Below are 18,062 nucleotides of genomic sequence, written 5' to 3'. Positions count from 1 at the left end.
CGCCCGGTGGCCGTTTCCGTGTGGGAAGGATCACGCCTCGACGCTCATCCCCCTGCGCAGCTGCTGGACGATCCGGCTGAGCAGCCGGGACACGTGCATCTGGGACACGCCCAGCTCCGCGCCGATCTGCGACTGCGTCATCTCCGCCCCGAACCGCATCTGCACGATCCGGCGCTCCCGGTCGTCGAGCTGTCCCAGCAGCGGCGCCAGGGTGTGCAGGTTCTCGACGGTTTCCATGGCCGGGTCCGTCTCGCCGAGGACGTCGGCGTACGCCCGCTGCTCCCGGCCGGAGTCGCTGTCGGCGGACGGCGTGTCGAGCGAACCTGCCGAGTAGCCGTTGGCGGCCACGAGCCCCTCGATGACCTCTTCCTCGGAGAGGTCGAGGTGGCCGGCCAGCTCCTTGACGGTGGGGTCCCGGTCCAGCTGAGCGGAGAGCTGTTCCTTCGCCTTGGCGAGGTCCACCCGCAGCTCCTGGAGGCGTCGCGGCACGTGCACGGACCAGGTGGTGTCGCGGAAGAAGCGCTTGATCTCGCCGACGATGTAGGGCACGGCGAAGGTGGCGAACTCGACCTCGCGGGAGAGGTCGAACCGGTCGATCGCCTTGATCAGCCCGATCGTGCCGACCTGGATGATGTCCTCGGTGTCGTCGCCGCCGCGGTTGCGGAAGCGGGACGCGGCGAACCGCACCAGCGCCAGGTTCATCTCGATCAGGGTGTTGCGCGCGTACTGGTGCTCGTGCGTGCCCTCCTCCAGAACCTGGAGGCGGTCGAAGAAGATCTTCGAAAGGGCCCGTGCGTCCTGCGGGGCGACCTTTCCGGGGTCCTCGACCCGGGGCAGTTCTCCGGCGACGGGGGACGAGAGCGTGCCGGCCCGGGGGCCGCTCGGCGTCGCCGTTGCTCCGGTGGCTCGCACGGACATCGCCGTCATGGTGTCACCCTCCCTGTTGCCCACTTCGTCGGACGGTCGTCTGCCCCGTTTCCGTGAAGTCATGCACATCCTTCTCGTGCTTCTTCCGCCTTCTTCCGCTCGTGCTCTTCGGCGCCCGGCCCTCGCGGGACGTTGCTCCGTAGCGCCCGAACGGAGTAGTGGCCCGCGCATGGCAAACTTGGGCGAAGTGTTTCGGCCGCGGTGATCGACGATCCGCGGCGAGAAGATGACAGAGGAACGGCAATGACGGTGACAGAGGACAGCCCGGAGTGCGCTTCCGGAATCGAGGAGTTCGGTCCCGGCATCGACCCGGAACGGCTGGCCGTCTGTCTGAGCGTGCTCGACGAGCTGGACCGGATCGAGGTCGACCACCCGGACGCCGTCGCCGTCCGCCGGGCCACCGCAGGGATCTACCGCACCGTGAAGCAGCGCCGCCGCCAGGAGCGCCGGGCCGCCAAGACCGCCCACGACCGGGCCGTCACCGAGGCCACGGCGACCGGTTCCGCCGACCGCATCGACGACGAGACGCAGGGCGTGCTGCCGTCCTCCTCCGCCGACGCCGAGATCGCGGGCATACTCCAGCGCCCCCGGTCGTGCTACGTCTGCAAGACCCGTTACGTCGAGGTGGACGCGTTCTACCACCAGCTCTGCCAGCCCTGCGCCAAGGAGAACCGCTCCCGACGTGACGCCCGCACCGATCTCACCGGCCGCCGGGCGCTGCTCACGGGCGGCCGCGCCAAGATCGGCATGTACATCGCGCTGCGGCTTCTGCGCGACGGCGCGCACACCACCATCACCACTCGTTTCCCCAACGACGCGATCCGCCGCTTCAAGGCGATGGAGGACAGCGACGAGTGGATTCACCGGCTGAAGATCGTCGGCATCGACCTCCGCGACCCCGCTCAGGTCGTCGCGCTGGCCGACTCGGTCGCCGCCGAGGGACCGCTGGACATCCTGATCAACAACGCGGCCCAGACGGTGCGCCGCTCCCCGCAGGCCTACAGTGAGCTCGTCCACGCCGAGTCCGCCCCGCTGCCCGCAGGCGCGCTGCCCGCCGCCGAGGTCATCGGCACCTTCGGCAGCGGCACCGTCGACCGGGTGGCCGCGCTGCCGGCCGCCCGCAAGGAGGGGCTGAGCGCCCAGGACGTCACCGGACTCGCGCTGGTCACAGGCTCGGCGTCGCCGGCCCGCATCGCCGCCGGCACCGCGATCGACGCGGGCGGCCTGGTCCCCGACCTGCACGACACCAACAGCTGGATTCAGACGGTGGAGGAGGTCGAGCCGATCGAACTCCTGGAGGTCCAGCTCTGCAACTCCACCGCGCCGTTCATCCTGATCAGCCGTCTCCGTCCGGCGATGGCCGCGACTGCCGCCCGGCACGCGTACGTCGTCAACGTCTCGGCGATGGAAGGCGTCTTCGGGCGCGGCTACAAGGGTGCGGGCCACCCGCACACCAACATGGCCAAGGCCGCGCTCAACATGCTGACGCGCACCAGTGCCCAGGAGATGTTCGAGAAGGACGGCATCCTGATGACGGCCGTGGACACCGGCTGGATCACGGACGAGCGTCCGCACCCCGACAAGATGCGCCTGGCCGACGAGGGTTTCCACGCCCCCCTCGACCTGGTCGACGGCGCGGCCCGGGTCTATGACCCGATCGTCCGCGGCGAGGCGGGCGAAGCGCTCTACGGCTGCTTCCTCAAGGACTACGCTCCCGCGAACTGGTAAGGCGAACGGCTCCAGGGGCGCACCGAACCGCATATCCGTGCCCACAACCCGGCTCAGGAAACCTCCTGGCCGGGTTTTCGCCGTATACGGTGGCCGAAAGTGAGCTACTGCACACGTTCTATCGAGCGCGGCGACGCTCATTTGGTTACGCTAAGGCGAACGGACGTCATCGAGGAGCCCACGAAGGCTCCTCGACCGTCCTGGGGCATGGTCGGAAACCCGACCGCTGCCCCGCCCCCAGCCGGCGCCACCGCGACCGACATATCCCAGCCCCTGCCCCGCACGGGCGGGTCGCGCCCCGGCATCGGTGCCGGAGCGCCGACGACGCCCCGGGGTGACGCGACACAGAGGAGTGCGCGGTGACGACACCGGAACTGACCAAGCGCGAGAAGCGCCCCGCCGAACGCGGCGGGGAGCGGCGCGGCCGCCCCGAGAAGCTGCGGAACATCGAAGTCTGGGCCAGGTCCGCCCCGATCAGACTGGCGGGCTACGAGGACGACCTCGCCGAGCCGCACATCCTGCCCGGCATCGACTGACCGCCCGGACGCCCCCGGCCCCGCGGCCCGTGTCTCAGCCTTCCCGCTCCTGCGGGCCGGGCCGGGACACGGGCCGCATGAATTCCCGTACATACGTGCGGTGCCACCACTGCCCGGTCGCCCGCAGCTCCCGTGGGCCGGTGAACCGGTAGTGGAACACCCGGGCCCGCACGTGCCGGGGCGGGGCTTCGGGGAACGGGTTGTGCCCCAGCAGACGGAGCGTGTCCCGGTCGCCGCGGAGCAGTCGCTCGGCGAACGGCCCGAACCAGGCGCGCGCGTACGCGGGGGAGAGCGCCGCGAACCACATCATCCAGTCGAGCCGCAGGTGGTACGGGGCGATGAGGGGCGGAAGCCGTCGCAGGTCGCCGGGCTTGCCGCGGAAGCCGTACTCCTTCCAGTCGGCTCCCTCGTGGGCCACCGGGTCGGCCGTCCCTTCCACCACCACCTCCAGCCGCGTCCGGCTGATCGAGCCGAAGGCCCCGTAGGTGTTGACGAGGTGCAGCGGATCGTAGGACCGGTTCATCGTCTGCCGTCGCGAGAGCAGGTTGCGCACCGGCCGGTAGCTGCGCGCCAGCACCAGCAAGGTCACCGCGACGACGACCGCCTCGTACCAGAGCGGCGGCGCGGTCAGGGAGGGCGGCGGCCCGGCGAGCGGGGTCCAGTCGATCACGGAGAGCGCCAGCGTGACGGTCAGCCAGTTCAGCCAGGCGAAGTTCCCCGACAGGACGAGCCAGAGCTGGGTCGCCACCATCGCCGCTGCCGCCGCGCTCGCCACCGGCTGCGGGGTGAACAGCAGGAACGGGACCGCCAGCTGGGTGACGTGGTTGGCGGCCGCCTCGGCCCGGTGCACGGGCTTCGGCAGGTGGTGGAAGAACCAGCTCAGCGGCCCCGGCATCGGCTGGGTCTCGTGGTGGAAGTCCAGGCAGGTCAGCCGCCGCCAGCAGGCGTCCCCACGCACCTTGATGAGCCCGGCGCCGAACTCCAGCCGGAACAGCAGCCATCGCAGCAGCCAGAGCACCAGGATTGGAGGCGCCGTGTCCCCGGCGCCGAGGAAGACGGCCAGGAAGCCCGCCTCCAGGAGCAGCGATTCCCAGCCGAATCCGTACCAGACCTGGCCCACCTGGACGATCGACAGATAAAGCGCCCAGGGCAGCGCCCAGAGCAGCATGCCGCCCCACAGGGGCAGGGCGCCGTCGAGCCCGGCGACCAGGGCTGCCGAGACGGCGCAGCCGCTCCAGGCGACGGCCGCGAAGAAGCGGTCCGAGTAGTGCAGCCGGAACAGTCCCGGTGCGGCCTTCCAGGGGGTGCGCCGCAGCAGTTCGGGCGCGGGCAGCATGCCGCGCTCGCCGATCAGCGCCCGGAACTGGAGCGCCGCGGAAAGGAAGGCGACCAGATAGACCACGGCGAGGGCCCGCTGGAAGATCAGCCGGCTCAGCCAGTAACCGTCTGCGGAGAACCACTCCATCCCTGCCAGTATCGGTCAGGCGTCAGCTTCCGGCGACGAGCCGGCGCAGCGTCCGGCCGAGTCTGCGCGCGTACCAGCGCTGTACCGGCGGCACAAGCGGCCCGGCCAACCGGGTGTACCAGGACGCGGGGCGTGAGAAGGCCATGACGGTGAACCACACGGTGCCGTCGTTGGCCAGCTCGACAGTGAAGCACTCCTCGCCGTGCTCCGGATGCCCGGCCAGGGTGCCGTAGCCGAAGCCGGTGCGCCCCTCCTCCCCGTATGCCGTCCAGACCACCGCGCAGGGCGCTGTGAAGCGCAGCGGCCCCAGCCCCACGGACACCTGGACCTCGCCGCCGGCCTCCGCACGGCGCGCCGGGGCCGTAACCCGTGCGCCCGAGGCGCGGTGCATCCGCCATTCGGTGATCGCGGCGCCGGCGGCGGCGAGGTCGGCCGTACCCCGGCCGACCGGGGCGCGGTGGTGCAGGTGGTGGTAGCCGCGGGGGAGGGGCCCGAGACGGGTGGCGCCGACTTCCGGGTAGGTGAGCGTGTTCATGCGGTCCTGCCTTCGGTTCGAGGGGGGCGGATGCGGTGCCAGGCGAGCAGTGAGCAGAGGGCGAAGCCCAGTGCGTTGCCCACACCGTGGGTGGCGGCCATCCAGGTCAGGGTGGGGTGCGGCAGTCCGGTCGCCTCGCCGAGCGCCCAGCTCAGCGCCAGCAGCATCGTCGCCGCCAGCACGGCGGCGGATGAGCACAGCAGCCGACGTGTCGCCCGGTCCCGGCCGGCGGCGTGCCCCATGCGCCAGGTCAGCAGGCCCACCGTCCACATCCCCGCTGTGAGGACGAGCGTCCCGGCCAGTTCCACCCAGTCGCCGAGGAAGTAGCCCACCAGGACGAGGAGGGTGCCCAGCGGCACGCTGTACGCGGCGAAGCGGCCCGCCGGCCCGCCGGAGACCCGGCAGACCAGGCCGGCGATCAGTGCGGCGGCGAATCCGGCGAAGTGGAAGTGGGGCACGGTCAGCGCCAGGATGTCGAGGCCGAAGCCGAAGAGTCTGCGTCCCGAGCGCTCTGCGACCAGGGCGACCGCGGCCACCGCCGGGGCGGTGAGCGCGGTGAGCAGGGCGATCCGGGCCGGACCGAGGTCGCGGTCGCGGAGCGCCCTGCGGGGGGCGTGCAGCGCGAGCAGGGCGGCGCCCACGGCGTAGCAGCAGGCGAGCACGGTGGCCGCGAGGCCGCGCGGCAGCCACAGGGACAGCGCCCCGGGGACCGCGAACAGGGGCCAGAGGCCGCGTATGCGGGCCAGCTCCGGCAGCTCGGCGAGGCGCAGCCCCACCGGGACGACCACGAGCATGCCCAGCATCACGACGGCGTTGACCAGTGCGGACATGAAGCCCCTCTTCTTTGAACGTGTTCAACCGGCGGGATCGAGAGTAGCGGAAGTTTTGAACGTGTTCAATAAAATGGGTTCCGGTGGACCGTCCACTTGCGGGGCCGCCCCCGGTGCGGCACAGATGGGGACACCCATCCGTTCCACCGGGACAGGCAGGAGAGCTCTGTGCGCTCACCCAGACCCTTGCGGCGAGCGGTGCTCGCCGTGCTCTCCGCCGGCCTGCTGGCCGTTGCGGCCGGCTGCGGCCAGGGCGATGACCGGACGGCGAAGGGCACCATGGGCACCGCGGAGGCAGAGGACGTCCTCCTGCAACCGCTCGCGAGCCCCGGCCCCGGGCCGTTCACCGCGTCGACCGCGTCGGCGGCCTCCTCCTCGCCGTCCGAGGGCGCACCGGACGCCGGAGCGTCCGCCGCCCGGACGGCCCATCCCGTCTCCGGCGCCACGGCCGGGCTCTACGGAGGGGCCCGGTCCGTGGCCGCCTGCGACGTCGAGCGGCAGGTCCGCCTCCTGTCCGACGACGAGGACAAGGCGCGGGCCTTCGCGGGGGCAGCCGGCATCGAGGCCGTACAGATCCCGGGCTTCGTCTCCTCGCTCACCCCGGTCGTCCTGAGCGTCGACGCGCAGGTCACCGACCACGGCTACGCCTCCGGAGCGGCGACCTCCTTCCAGGCCGTGCTCCAGGCGGGCACCGCCGTGCTGGTCGACAGCCGCGGTCTGCCGCGCGTCCGCTGCGCCGGCGGCAACCCGCTGAAGCCGCCCGTGATCGCGGACGGGAAGGCGGCCCACCGGGGGGAGCGCTGGCCCGCCTACGACCCCGCCCGGATCGTGGCCGTGGAGCCCAGCGCGGACGTGCTCACCAGCCTGGTCATCGTGGACACCGACGACAACACCTGGATCGAGCGGGCCGTCGGCGACAGCGGCGGCCGAGACCGGACCCCGGGCGACCCGCCGCCGTTCGAGCCGGACGCCGACCTGCTCTTCCCGGAGCCGGACGCCCCCTCCGGGCCGGCCTCCCCAAGCCCCACCCCGTCCGGGCACGGCGAGGCGACGGACTGCCCGCCGCCCTCGGCCCCGGACGGCCCCGCCGGTACGCCGCCCGGCTGTCCGCCGGCGGAGCCGGACCCGGACGCGCCGCCCCAGGAGCCGTGGGACCCGGAGGCGGTGCCGGAGCCGACCCAGGTCCTTCCCGACGAACCCCTGGAGACCGGCGTGCCCCAACCGTTCGCCGGCTGATCCTCCCGTTGCGCGGCCCGGCCGCATGACCTCCCCCGCAGATCCGCGCGGCAGCCCTCAGGACACCGCGCGGATCGCTCGAAGAAATTGACAAATGGTGGCAGAGTGGCCCACATGGATGATCGGGTAGCGGGTGCCCTGTCACTCCCCGACGACTGGCCCGCCCACCCGGACCTCAGCCTCGCCCTGAACCGCATGGGCAGCTTCGACTGGGATCTGGACACCGGCCTCATGCACATGGACCAGCCGGCCCTCGACGTGTTCGACCTGACGGCGGACGAGTACGACGGCCGGCCGGCCTCGCTCGGGCTGCGCGTGCCGACGGACGAGGCGGTGCGCCTGGACGGGATGGTCTCCCAGGCGCTCAAGAGCGGCCGAGCCGACTACGGCGCCTACTTCCGTATCCAGCGGCGCGACGGAACCCTGCGCTGGACCCACACCCAGGGCTTCGTCCGCCGTGACGCGGCCGGCCGCCCCCGGCGCATCATCGGCATCGTCCGGGACGCCACCCAGGAACTGGCCGACTCCACGGCCCGGCACGAACTGGACGACGAGCGCCGCCAGCGCACCAGCCTCGTCCAGGGCACCACGGCGGCGCTGGCGCACGCCCGTACCGTCAAGGACGTCATCGCCGTCCTCAAGAACTCCCAGGGGCTCGCCCACCTCGGAGCCACCAGCCTCGTCGTGGGCCTGCTGGAGTCCGGGCGCATCCACCTCGTGGCCGACGGTCCCGAAGGCGCCTACGTCCCCGGCACCCGGTACACCCGGGTGGAGGAGCAGTACCCGATGAGCGAAGTGGTCCGCACTCTCGCACCCCGCTTCATCGAGTCGGCCGACGACTTCGCCGCCTCCTACCCGGTCCTGTGGCCCCACATCAGCCACCTCCACGTCACCTCGGCCGCCTACATGCCGCTCATCGCGCAGGCCCGCCCGATCGGCGCACTGGGCCTGCTCTACCGCGACAAGGCCGGCTTCACCGCCGACGAACGCAATCTGCTGATGGCGCTCGGCACCTCGATCGCCCAGAGCCTCCAGCGGGCGATGCTCTACGAACAGGACCACGACCTCGCAGAGGGGCTCCAGCAGGCGATGCTGCCCCGCCGCATCCCCGCGGTGCCGGGGGCCCAGGTCGCCGTCCGTTACCGCTCCGCCCGCATCGGACGGGACATCGGCGGCGACTGGTACGACCTGATCCCGCTGCCCGGCGGCCGCGTCGGAGCGGTGATCGGCGACGTACAGGGCCATGACACCCACGCCGCCGCCGTCATGGGGCAGCTCAGGATCGTTCTGCGCGCCTATGCCGCCGAGGGGCACAGCCCGGCCACGGTCATGGCGCGCGCCTCCGTCTTCCTCCACGAGCTGGACACCGACCGCTTCGCCACCTGCACCTACGCCGAGGCCGACCTGACCACCGGGGTCGTCCAGGTCGTCCGGGCCGGGCACGTCGACCCGCTCATGCGCGACGTGGACGGGAGCTGCCGCAGGGTGCCGGCCGACGGCGGGCTGCCGCTCGGCCTCTCCGCGGAGTTCGGCCGTCTGGAGTATCCGGTCAGCACCGTCGAGCTCGACCCCGGCCAGACGATGATCCTGTTCACCGACGGCCTGGTCGAACTGCCGGGAGCCGACCTCGACGAGGGGATGCAACTGCTCACCACCCTCGTCACCAGCGGCCCAGCGGACCTCCAGGAGCTGGCCGACCAGCTCTGCGACGCCGTGGACGGGCGCGGCGGCCAGGACGACGTGGCCCTCCTGCTGCTGCGCCGCCGGGCCGCGCACGCCCCGCAGCCGGGCGGCCGGCTCCAACAGCACGTCGCCCAGAACGACCCGGAGGCGCTGAGCTCCGCACGGCACATGATCCGCGCAGCGGTCCGGGCCTGGGGGGCGCGGGAGAGGACCGACGAGATCGAGCTGGCGGCCGACGAACTGATCACCAACGCGCTCATGCACACCGACGGCGGCGCCATCGTGACGATCCGCGTGCTCACCCGGACCGAACGGCGGCTGCGCGTCGACGTCGAGGACCGCTCCAGCGCGCTGCCCCGGCGCCGGGACGCGGGCGAGTCCGGGGTGTCCGGGCGAGGGCTGATGCTCGTCGACCGGCTGGCCGACGTCTGGGGCGTGGAGTCCCGGGGCAGCGGCAAATGCGTGTGGTGCGAATTCCTCATCCCCGCGCGGTGAACGGGCGGGACTGCGCCGTGAGGCCCAGCGGCGATCACCGTACGGAACACGGCGGGCGGGCCATGGCCGGCACGGACCCGCGGTAGCCGGCGCACCGGCTGCCGCCCGCAGGGGCGCGCCCCGGGCCTCCGGCGTCCTGACAGGCAGCCGGCCCTCGGCTGCGGCAGTCTGGAGGCATGCCAGAACTGCCCGAGGTCGAAGCCCTGAGGGCCTTTCTCGAAGGTCACCTGACCGGCAAGGAGATCGCCCGCGTCCTGCCGCTGGCGATCAGCGTCCTGAAAACGTACGACCCCCCGCCGACCGCCCTGGAGGGCGCGACCGTCACCTCCGTGGCCCGGCACGGCAAGTTCCTCGACATCGGGGCGGGAGGGCTGCACCTCTGCGTCCACCTGGCGCGGGCCGGCTGGCTCCGCTGGAAGGAGACGTTCCCGGCGACCCCGCCCCGCCCCGGCAAGGGACCGCTCGCCCTGCGGCTGGTGACCGCGGACGGCGACGGCTTCGACCTGACCGAGACGGGCACCGCCAAACGCCTCTCCGTCCACCTCGTCCACGACCCGATGGACGTTCCCGGCATCGCCCGCCTCGGCCCCGACCCGCTCGCCGACTCCTTCGACCGCGCCGCGTTCGCCGCGCTGCTCGCCGACGCGCGCCGCCAGATCAAGGGCGCGCTGCGCGACCAGTCGATCATCGCGGGCATCGGCAACGCCTACAGCGACGAGATCCTGCACGTCGCGAAGATGTCCCCGTTCAAACGCACCGCCGACCTCGGCGAGGACGAGATCGCCCGCCTCTACGCCGCACTGCGCGCCACGCTGGAGCAGGCCGTGGCCCGGGCCGGGGGAGTGGACGCCGGGAGGCTCAAGGCCGAGAAGAAGAGCGGCATGCGGGTCCACGGGCGTACCGGGGAGGCCTGCCCCGTCTGCGGCGACACCGTCCTGGAGGTCTCGTTCAGCGACTCGTCGCTCCAGTACTGCCCCACCTGCCAGACCGGCGGCCGGCCGCTGGCCGACCGCCGGCTCTCCAAGTTCCTCAAATGACCGGGCCCCGGCCGCCCCCGGGGAGCGGCGGGGGGCGAGCACGCCGGGAACCACTCACCCCATCGTGCTCCGCAGCCCCTACACTCCGGCCTCATGCTGCGCGTACTCGCCGTCGACGACGAACAACCCGCCCTGGAGGAGCTCCTCTACCTCCTGCGCGCCGACCCCCGCGTCCGCAGCGCCGAGGGGGCCACCGGCGCGACCGAAGCCCTGCGCCGCATCGGCGGCGCGGTGGACGCGGGACCCGACGACCCGTCCGCGATCGACGTCGTCTTCCTCGACATCCATATGGCCGGTCTCACCGGCCTCGACGTCGCCCAGTTGCTGGCCGGATTCGCCGCGCCCCCGCTCATCGTCTTCGTCACCGCGCACGAAGGCTTCGCCGTCCACGCGTTCGACCTCAAGGCCGTCGACTACGTCCTCAAGCCGGTCCGCCGCGAACGCCTCGCCGAGGCCGTCCGCCGCGTCGCCGAGCAGGTCGGAGAGCGGCCCGCTCCCATCCACGACGGCGCGAGCGACCAGATACCGGTCGAGCTCGGCGGCGTCATCCGCTTCGTCCCCATCGACGAGATCTCCTACGCCGAGGCACAGGGCGACTACGCGCGACTGCACACCGCCACCGGCAGCCACCTGGTACGCATCCCGCTCACCACCCTGGAGGAGCGCTGGCGCTCCCGCGGCTTCGTCCGGATTCACCGCCGCCACCTCGTGGCCCTCGGCCGGATCGACGAACTGCGTCTGGACGCGGGTTCCATGAGCGTACGCATCGGGGAGGCGGAGCTCGCCGTCAGCCGTCGGCACACCCGCGCCCTGCGCGACCTGCTGATGCGCCAGGGCGGCCGCTGACCTGGGGCGTCCCGCGGCGAAGCCTTCCCAGCGCGGTCCGTCGCCCCCTACACTCCGAGCCCATGTCCGCAGAGCCACCGCCCCGGCGCGAAGTGGTCACGGGGGAGCCGAGGCGAGTGCGTCCGCTGCCCCGCTACCGCACCCAGTCGGAGATCGACGAGCAGACCGCCCTCGGCGGGGCCTACGTGCGCTCCCTGATGCGCGGCCAGCTCCGCGCCGCCCTCACCGTCTTCGGCGTGCTCACCCTCGTCGCCGGCACCCTGCCGCTCCTCTTCGCCGCGCTGAACCGCTCCGCCCTGGTCTGGGCGGTGCTCGGCTTCGCCGCGTACCCGCCGCTCACCCTGGCCGCTTGGTGGTACGTCCGGCGGGCCGAGCGCAACGAACACGACTTCGCCCGGCTGGTGGAGGGCCGCCCCGCCCCGTGAGCACCCCCGCCCCCACGGCGTCCTGGGTGGCCGTCGCCCTCGTCGTCCTCGCCACCGTCCTCGTCGGCGGCTTCGGCCTGCGCATCTCCCGGACCACCTCCGACTTCTACGTCGCCTCCCGCACCGTGCGTCCGCGACTCAACGCCGCGGCGATCAGCGGCGAATACCTCTCCGCCGCCTCCTTCCTCGGCGTCGCCGGACTCGTCCTCGTCCACGGACCCGACATGCTCTGGTACCCGGTCGGCTACACCGCCGGATACCTGGTGCTGCTGATCTTCGTCGCCGCACCGCTGCGCCGCTCGGGCGCGTACACCCTGCCGGACTTCGCCGAGGGACGGCTCGAATCGCGTCAGGTCCGCAGGCTGGTGAGCGCGCTGGTCGTCGGAGCGGGGTGGCTCTACCTCGTACCGCAGCTCCAGGGCGCCGGTCTCACCCTCAAGATTCTCACCGGAGCGCCCGGCTGGCTCGGCGACGTGCTCGTCGCCGCCGTCGTCGCCGCCGCCGTCGCCGCCGGCGGCATGCGCTCCATCACCTTCGTCCAGGTCTTCCAGTACTGGTTGAAACTCACCGCCCTCCTGGTCCCCGCCTTCTTCCTCGTCCTTGCCTGGCAGGGCGACGGGCGGCCCCGCGGCGTCCTCGACGAGCAGCTCGACGTCTTCCGCGCCGACCACCCGCTGTACGCCACCTACGGGCTGATCGTGGCGACCTTCCTCGGCACCATGGGCCTGCCCCACGTCGTCGTCCGCTTCTACACCAGCCCCAACGGCCGTGACGCCCGCCGCACCACCGTCGCCGTCCTCGCCCTGGTCGGCCTCTTCTACCTGCTGCCTCCCCTCTACGGGGCACTCGGCCGGCTCTACACGCCCGAACTGCGCCACGGCGGCGACGCGGACGCGGCCGTCCTGCTGCTGCCGGCCCGGGTCATCGGCGGGCTCGGCGGCGAACTGCTCGGGGCGCTGACCGCCGCCGGGGCGTTCGCCGCTTTCCTGTCCACCGCCTCCGGGCTGACCATGGCCGTCGCCGGGGTCATCACCCAGGACGTCCTGCCCGCACGCGGCGTACGCCACTTCCGGCTCGCCACCCTCCTCGCCATCGCCGTGCCGCTCGTCGGCTCGCTCCTGGTCAGCAGGGTGCCGGTGGCCGACGCCGTGGGCATGGCCTTCGCCGTCTCCGCCTCGTCCTTCTGCCCGCTGCTCGTCCTCGGCATCTGGTGGCGGCGGCTCACCCCGCCCGGCGCCGTCGCGGGCCTCCTGCTGGGCGGCGGCTCCGCCCTTCTGGCGGTGACCATCACGGTCAGCGGAGCGGTGCGCCCGCCCGGCTGGCCGCATGCCCTCCTCGCCTGGCCCGCGGTGTGGTCCGTGCCCGTGGGCTTCCTCGCCATGATCCTCGTCTCGCTCGCCACCCCCGGCCGGATACCGCAGGGCACCAACGCCGCCATGACCCGTTTCCACCTCCCCGAGGCCCTCACCACGGCGCGCGGCATGGGGAGGGAGCGGTGACCGGGGCCTCGGTCGGCGTGCTCGTGGTCCTCGTCGCCCTGCTGGTCGGCACGGGGTTCCTGCTCGGCCGCCGCACGGCTCGCCCGCTGCGGTCCAGTGACGTCGGCACCCCGGTCGAGCACGCCACGTTCGAGACCCTGCACACCGCCTCCCTGGCCGCGCCGCCGCTGCGCGCCGGACTCACGGAGGAGAGCGCCCGCCGCGCCGCCCGCCGGCTGCGCTCCCTGCTCGGCACCGACGCCCTCTGCCTCACCGACCGGGACCGGGTGCTGGTCTGGGACGGCGCCGGGCCCCACCACGGCAAGGACGTGATGGAGCACCTCCAGGAGATGCTGGGCACCGGCCGCGGCACCGCCTTCGACAGCGGCTGCGGCGACCTCGACTGCCCGCTGCGCTGGGCCGTCGCCGTCCCGCTCACCGTGGAGAACCGGGTCCTGGGGGCGCTCGTCGCCTACGCGCCTCGCGAGTCGGCGGTGCTGGCCCGCGCGGCGGGGGAGGTGGCGCGCTGGGTCTGCGTACAGTTGGAGCTGGCCGAGCTGGACCGCTCGCGCACCCAGCTGATCGAGGCCGAGATCAAGGCCCTGCGGGCACAGATCTCCCCCCACTTCATCTTCAACTCGCTGGCCGCCATCGCCTCGTTCGTCCGGACCGACCCTGAGCAGGCCCGCGAACTCCTCCTGGAATTTGCCGACTTCACACGTTACTCGTTCCGTCGCCACGGTGAGTTCACCACTCTGGCGGACGAGTTGCACTCCATCGACCAGTATCTGGCGCTCGTCCGCGCCCGCTTCGGCGAACGCCTCGCCGTCACCCTTCAGGTCGCCCCCGAAGTGCTCTCGGTCGCGCTGCCGTTCCTGTGCCTCCAGCCGCTGGTGGAGAACGCCGTCAAGCACGGCCTGGAAGGAGCGGTCGCCCGCAGTCGCATCACGATCAGCGCCCTGGACGCCGGTTCGGAGGCCGAGGTGGTCATCGAGGACGACGGAACCGGCATGGACCCCGCACGGCTGCGGAAGATCCTGCGAGGCGAGGGCGGGACCTCCGCCGGCATCGGGCTGCTCAACGTGGACGAGCGGCTGCGCCAGGTGTACGGGGACGACTACGGGCTCGTCATCGAGACCGGCGTCGGGGCCGGCATGAAGATCACGCTCCGGTTGCCCAAGTACCGTGCCGGGGTCCATGGTTCGTGACCCTGCCCCGCGTCCGCGGCCTGGAGCGTCCGGGGGCGCGGGCCTGGGCGGACTGCGCGGCGGAGTCGTCGTGCCCCCTGTCGGCCTCTGCTGACGCCGTCCAGATCGCGTCAGTAGAGGTGCACCGCCAAGTGCCCCAGCGGAAGACCCAGTTGCCAGGCCGGGGTCCAGACCTGTACCTCCCCCTCCGCGTGCGTGCCGGGCCCGGCACGTTCCCAGGACGCGGGTCCGAGCGCCTCCAGGTCCGCGGCGAGCAGTTCGGTCTCCTCCAGCCAGCGCCAGGCCGCTCGCGCCAGCGCCAGATCCGGGTCGCCGGCGGCGGCCCGCGCCCCCAGCTCCGCGAGCCGGTCGCAGACCCAGCTCCGCCAGGCGCTCCCGTACGCGGTGAGCAGCCGCAGCTCGTCCACCCGCGGCGTCGGCAGCCCCCCGGAGGCGTCCAGGGGGGACGCGCAGAGGAACATCGTCAACGCGAGGGCGTCGCGCCCCGCCCGGAACTCCAGGGTCGTCGGCTCCATCAGCTCGACGGTCCGCAGCAGCCCGTCGGCGACGTACTCCATGGACAGCCAGACCATCGGCACGGGCAGCCCGCCGCCGGGCCCTTCCGTATCCTCGGGACGCATCCCCTGTCGCCTCTTTCCTTGCTCGCTACCGGGCTTCACGCAGCATTGAACCGGGGGCGGGCGCCCCGCGTGGGCAGAAGAGGAGGATCGCCTAGGAGACGAGGCCGTGATGAGCGACGCCCCCGGCGACGACCCGCATGTGCGACTGCTGCTGGGCGCGTACGTCCTGCACGCGCTGGAGGCCGGGGAGACCTGCCGCGTCGCCCGCCACCTCCAGGGCTGTGACGACTGCGCCCGCGACTACGTGGAGGTGGCGGAGGCCTCCGCCCTGCTCGCGCTGCTGAGCGCCGAGGACCTGGGGGAGTAGCCGGGCAGGGTGCGGGACAGCGTCCGCAGGGCGTAGTACGAACGGGACTTGACGGTCCCCGCGGGGATGCCGAGCACCGCGGCCGTCTCGCCTACGCTCAGGCCGCGGAAGTAGATCTGCACCAGCACCGCCCGATGCTCCGGACTGAGGGTGCGGACCGCCTCGCGGACGTCCAGGGCGCGGACCGCGGAGTCCGCCGTGTCCTGGACGGCCGGGGTGCATTCCAGCACCGTGTCGCTGACCTCGGTGGGGCGGGCCCGTCGGGAGCGCCGCGCGTCGATGGCCAGGCGGCGGCCCACGGTGAACAGCCAGGGCCGCATCGAGTCGTAGGGCGCGTCGAAGGCCTCGGGGTGCTGCCAGGCGCGCACCAGGGTCTCCTGTACCAGGTCCTCGGCCCGCTGCCGGTCCCCGAAGGTCAGCCCGAGCAGGAAGTGGAACAGCGCGGGGCCGTGATCCCGCTGCAACTGCGCGATGGCCCGCTCATCGGTCGTCGTCGTGGTCTTCATGGACGTCCTCTCCCGCCGATGCCCCTGAGGTCTTGTTGCCGACTGGCGTATACGAACCCATTCGGGAGCGCGGGAACAGCCGGTGAGCCGAGGCGTGCGACGAGCGGTCGCTCAGTGCGGCGAGTGGTGCGGTGAACGGTCGTGGAGCCCGTCGGGGTGGACCGGTACGACCAGTTCAGCGAGGTATGCGGCCAAGCTCCTTGTCCGGGAGATATGACCATAGGTGTAGTCGGATGGTCTTGATCATTCGCACATGGAGCCGAGCAGATGACGTATCGCACCCGCCCGGGCACCGTGGCCGCCGTCGCCCTTCTGCTCGCCGCGGCCACCGGCTGTTCAGAGCCGCAGCCCCCGGCCCCCGTGCCGAGCGAAGTGCCCGCCGCCGCCCGGGGGGCGGGCGGCCAGGGCGTCGACGGGCCCCGCCCCTTCACCCTTCTGGCCTCGGGCGACGTTCTGCCGCACTCCTCCGTCATCGACCGCGCCGCGGCCGACGCGGGCGGCCGCGGTCACGACTTCACCCCGATGCTGGCGGGCGTCGCCCCGGTCGTCTCCCGCGCGGACCTGGCCTTCTGCCACATGGAGACGGTCTACGGGAAGAAGGGCGGCCCCTACACCGGCTATCCGAACTTCGCCTCGCCGCCCGAGATCGCCGTCGCACTGCGCGCCACCGGGTTCGACTCCTGCTCCACCGCCTCCAACCACACCCTGGACGACGGGGCGGAGGGCGTCCGGCGCACCCTCGGCGCGCTGGACGAGGCGGGCATCCGGCACGCGGGTTCCGCCCGCTCCGCCGCGGAGGCCGCCCGGCCCACCATCCTGCCCGCCGGGCCCGGGGAGGGCGCGGCCAAGGTCGCCCACCTCGCGTACACCTACGGCACCAACGACGTCCCGCTCCCCGCGGGCCGCCCCTGGACGGTGAACCTGATCGACGAGCGGAAGATCATCGAGGAGGCGCGCGCGGCCCGGCGGGCGGGCGCCGACGTCGTCGTGCTCTCCGTGCACTGGGGCACCGAATGGCAGGACGAACCCGACGCTCACCAGCTCGAACTGGCCCGTCGGCTCACCGCGTCCGCCACCCGAGGCCGCCCCGATCTCGATCTTGTCGTCGGTACGCATGCCCATGTACCCCAGGCTTACGAGAAGGTGAACGGCACCTGGGTCGTCTACGGCATGGGAGACCAGATCGCCGGCGCGATGATCAACTACGAGGGGGTCCAGGACCCGCGCGGCAACCAGGGCTCGATGGGCCGCTTCACCTTCGCGCCGCCCGCGAGCCCCGGTGAGCGCTGGGCCGTCACGAAGGCGGAGTTCCTGCCTCAGTGGTACGACACGGACGCCGGGCGAGCCGTCGATCTCAACGCCGCCCTGGGCGGCGGTGCCGAGCACCTGCGCGAGGTCCGCGACCGCATCCGCCGTATCGTCCTCGGCCGGGGCGCGGATCGGGACGGTCTCGTCATGGGAGAGTGACCCGGCCGGGGGCGGGCCCGTCCCCGGCCGCACGAGGTCCACGGCAGGGCGGTCGCTCCTGGCTCATGCCCGACGGCCGGGCGGGGGCCTGCCGCCGCCGGGCAGGAGCCTCATGGCACCACGGTCACGGGCCAGCGCCCCGCCTTGACCAGGCGTACGGCCACCGAGCCGACGAGGCGGTGCCCGGCCGACTCCGAGGCCCCGACCACCACCGCGTCGGCCTTCAGCTCGTCGGCCGCCGTCACCAGGCCGCCGTAGGGGTCGCCGCGGAAGGTGTGGAACTCCCAGCGCACGTTCCAGGTGTCCTGGAAGCGTTCCGTCGACTCGCGGATCTCGGTGGCCAGGTCGTCCGCGATCTGCTCCGTGGCATCGCCGACCAGTACGCCCAGCGCCGCGCCCGCGGTCACCAGCGGCTGGACGTAGACCAGGGCCAGCACCGCGTTCTGTCGGCGGGCGAGCCCGGCGGCGTAGGCCGCCGCGCGCATCGAGGAGTCGGAGCCGTCGAGCCCCGCGACGATCACTTTGGGGCCGTCCGTGCCGCGTTCGAACCGATCGGACTGCTGCTCTGTCACGGTTTCGAGGCTAAGGGCTGTCCCGCTAATCCCTGGCGGGCGCGCGACGACAGCTACGGCACCTCGCCGCGCTGTCGGAACGCCCGAATACATCCAGTATGCGGACGTCCCTCCGCCTTGCGATGCACCGCATCTGACGCCGCACGCTGATCCACCAGGGA

At 72.6% G+C, this 18,062-nt stretch carries 18 protein-coding genes; 11 read left to right on the top strand and 7 right to left on the bottom strand.

What is annotated here, in order from left to right; genetic code table 11:
* Positions 1-30 precede the first annotated feature (30 nt).
* Positions 31-927: an RNA polymerase sigma factor SigF gene (locus tag V9U70_RS21755; protein ID WP_336677720.1), complete on the bottom strand. Its 897-nt coding sequence runs from the start codon at positions 925-927 to the stop codon at positions 31-33.
* 243 nt (positions 928-1,170) lie between these two features.
* Between V9U70_RS21755 and V9U70_RS21750 the strand changes: the two genes are divergently transcribed.
* Entirely contained in the window at positions 1,171-2,655 is a 1,485-nt protein-coding gene (locus tag V9U70_RS21750; protein WP_336677696.1) for an SDR family NAD(P)-dependent oxidoreductase, read from the top strand.
* A 359-nt stretch (positions 2,656-3,014) separates the two neighbouring features.
* The gene (locus tag V9U70_RS21745; RefSeq protein ID WP_336677694.1) at positions 3,015-3,191 is read left to right on the top strand and encodes a hypothetical protein; all 177 of its coding nucleotides are present in this window, start codon (positions 3,015-3,017) and stop codon (positions 3,189-3,191) included.
* Between the two features lie 34 nt (positions 3,192-3,225).
* Here V9U70_RS21745 and V9U70_RS21740 read toward each other — a convergent pair whose 3' ends face one another.
* From V9U70_RS21740 to V9U70_RS21730, 3 genes are read right to left on the bottom strand one after another with little or no spacing between them, the layout of a single operon-like run.
* Positions 3,226-4,656: a lipase maturation factor family protein gene (locus V9U70_RS21740; RefSeq protein ID WP_336677692.1), complete on the bottom strand. Its 1,431-nt coding sequence runs from the start codon at positions 4,654-4,656 to the stop codon at positions 3,226-3,228.
* A 22-nt stretch (positions 4,657-4,678) separates the two neighbouring features.
* Positions 4,679-5,191 carry a DUF1990 family protein gene (locus V9U70_RS21735; RefSeq protein ID WP_336677691.1) on the bottom strand — a complete coding sequence of 171 codons (513 nt, stop codon included), beginning with the start codon at positions 5,189-5,191 and terminating at the stop codon, positions 4,679-4,681.
* Positions 5,188-6,021 (bottom strand): YndJ family protein, encoded by an 834-nt coding sequence (locus V9U70_RS21730; protein WP_336677689.1) that lies wholly within the window; start codon positions 6,019-6,021, stop codon positions 5,188-5,190. Before V9U70_RS21730 ends, V9U70_RS21735 begins: the two co-directional genes overlap by 4 nt.
* Before the next feature lie 168 nt (positions 6,022-6,189).
* Between V9U70_RS21730 and V9U70_RS21725 the strand changes: the two genes are divergently transcribed.
* From V9U70_RS21725 to V9U70_RS21695, 7 genes are all read left to right on the top strand, one after another.
* Positions 6,190-7,257 (top strand): DUF6777 domain-containing protein, encoded by a 1,068-nt coding sequence (locus tag V9U70_RS21725; RefSeq protein WP_336677687.1) that lies wholly within the window; start codon positions 6,190-6,192, stop codon positions 7,255-7,257.
* A gap of 114 nt (positions 7,258-7,371) precedes the next feature.
* A complete protein-coding gene (locus V9U70_RS21720) occupies positions 7,372-9,435 on the top strand; it encodes a SpoIIE family protein phosphatase (RefSeq protein ID WP_336677685.1) in 2,064 nt (687 codons plus the stop codon).
* A gap of 176 nt (positions 9,436-9,611) precedes the next feature.
* Positions 9,612-10,472 carry an Fpg/Nei family DNA glycosylase gene (locus V9U70_RS21715; RefSeq protein WP_336677684.1) on the top strand — a complete coding sequence of 287 codons (861 nt, stop codon included), beginning with the start codon at positions 9,612-9,614 and terminating at the stop codon, positions 10,470-10,472.
* Between the two features lie 93 nt (positions 10,473-10,565).
* Positions 10,566-11,318: a LytR/AlgR family response regulator transcription factor gene (locus tag V9U70_RS21710; RefSeq protein WP_336677682.1), complete on the top strand. Its 753-nt coding sequence runs from the start codon at positions 10,566-10,568 to the stop codon at positions 11,316-11,318.
* 62 nt (positions 11,319-11,380) lie between these two features.
* Complete coding sequence (locus V9U70_RS21705) at positions 11,381-11,743, top strand: hypothetical protein (RefSeq protein ID WP_336677680.1); 363 nt, start codon at positions 11,381-11,383, stop codon at positions 11,741-11,743.
* Positions 11,740-13,242 carry a sodium/solute symporter gene (locus V9U70_RS21700; protein WP_336677678.1) on the top strand — a complete coding sequence of 501 codons (1,503 nt, stop codon included), beginning with the start codon at positions 11,740-11,742 and terminating at the stop codon, positions 13,240-13,242. The genes V9U70_RS21705 and V9U70_RS21700 overlap by 4 nt, the downstream gene beginning before the upstream one ends.
* Entirely contained in the window at positions 13,239-14,429 is a 1,191-nt protein-coding gene (locus tag V9U70_RS21695; RefSeq protein ID WP_336677677.1) for a sensor histidine kinase, read from the top strand. Before V9U70_RS21700 ends, V9U70_RS21695 begins: the two co-directional genes overlap by 4 nt.
* A 110-nt stretch (positions 14,430-14,539) precedes the next feature.
* Here the strand turns inward: V9U70_RS21695 and V9U70_RS21690 are convergent, their stop codons facing one another.
* A complete protein-coding gene (locus tag V9U70_RS21690) occupies positions 14,540-15,049 on the bottom strand; it encodes a hypothetical protein (protein WP_336677676.1) in 510 nt (169 codons plus the stop codon).
* Between the two features lie 109 nt (positions 15,050-15,158).
* On the opposite strand from V9U70_RS21690, the gene V9U70_RS21685 reads away from it, so the two are divergent.
* Complete coding sequence (locus tag V9U70_RS21685; protein ID WP_336677674.1) at positions 15,159-15,356, top strand: zf-HC2 domain-containing protein; 198 nt, start codon at positions 15,159-15,161, stop codon at positions 15,354-15,356.
* Here V9U70_RS21685 and V9U70_RS21680 read toward each other — a convergent pair.
* Complete coding sequence (locus V9U70_RS21680) at positions 15,290-15,862, bottom strand: sigma-70 family RNA polymerase sigma factor (protein WP_336677673.1); 573 nt, start codon at positions 15,860-15,862, stop codon at positions 15,290-15,292. The genes V9U70_RS21685 and V9U70_RS21680 overlap by 67 nt on opposite strands.
* 267 nt (positions 15,863-16,129) lie before the next feature.
* Here V9U70_RS21680 and V9U70_RS21675 point away from each other — a divergent pair, with 267 nt between their 5' ends.
* The gene (locus V9U70_RS21675) at positions 16,130-17,329 is read left to right on the top strand and encodes a CapA family protein (protein WP_336677671.1); all 1,200 of its coding nucleotides are present in this window, start codon (positions 16,130-16,132) and stop codon (positions 17,327-17,329) included.
* A gap of 110 nt (positions 17,330-17,439) precedes the next feature.
* Here the strand turns inward: V9U70_RS21675 and V9U70_RS21670 are convergent, their stop codons facing one another.
* Positions 17,440-17,901, bottom strand: coding sequence for a universal stress protein (locus V9U70_RS21670; RefSeq protein ID WP_336677670.1), 462 nt, complete (start codon positions 17,899-17,901; stop codon positions 17,440-17,442).
* Between the last annotated feature and the right edge of the window lie 161 nt (positions 17,902-18,062).

The sequence above is a fragment of the Streptomyces pratensis genome (assembly GCF_037137275.1).
GTDB classification, from domain to species: Bacteria; Actinomycetota; Actinomycetes; order Streptomycetales; family Streptomycetaceae; genus Streptomyces; species Streptomyces pratensis_B.
The sequence above is the reverse complement of the archived record's forward strand: the minus strand, read 5'-3'. Positions and strand labels throughout refer to the sequence as shown.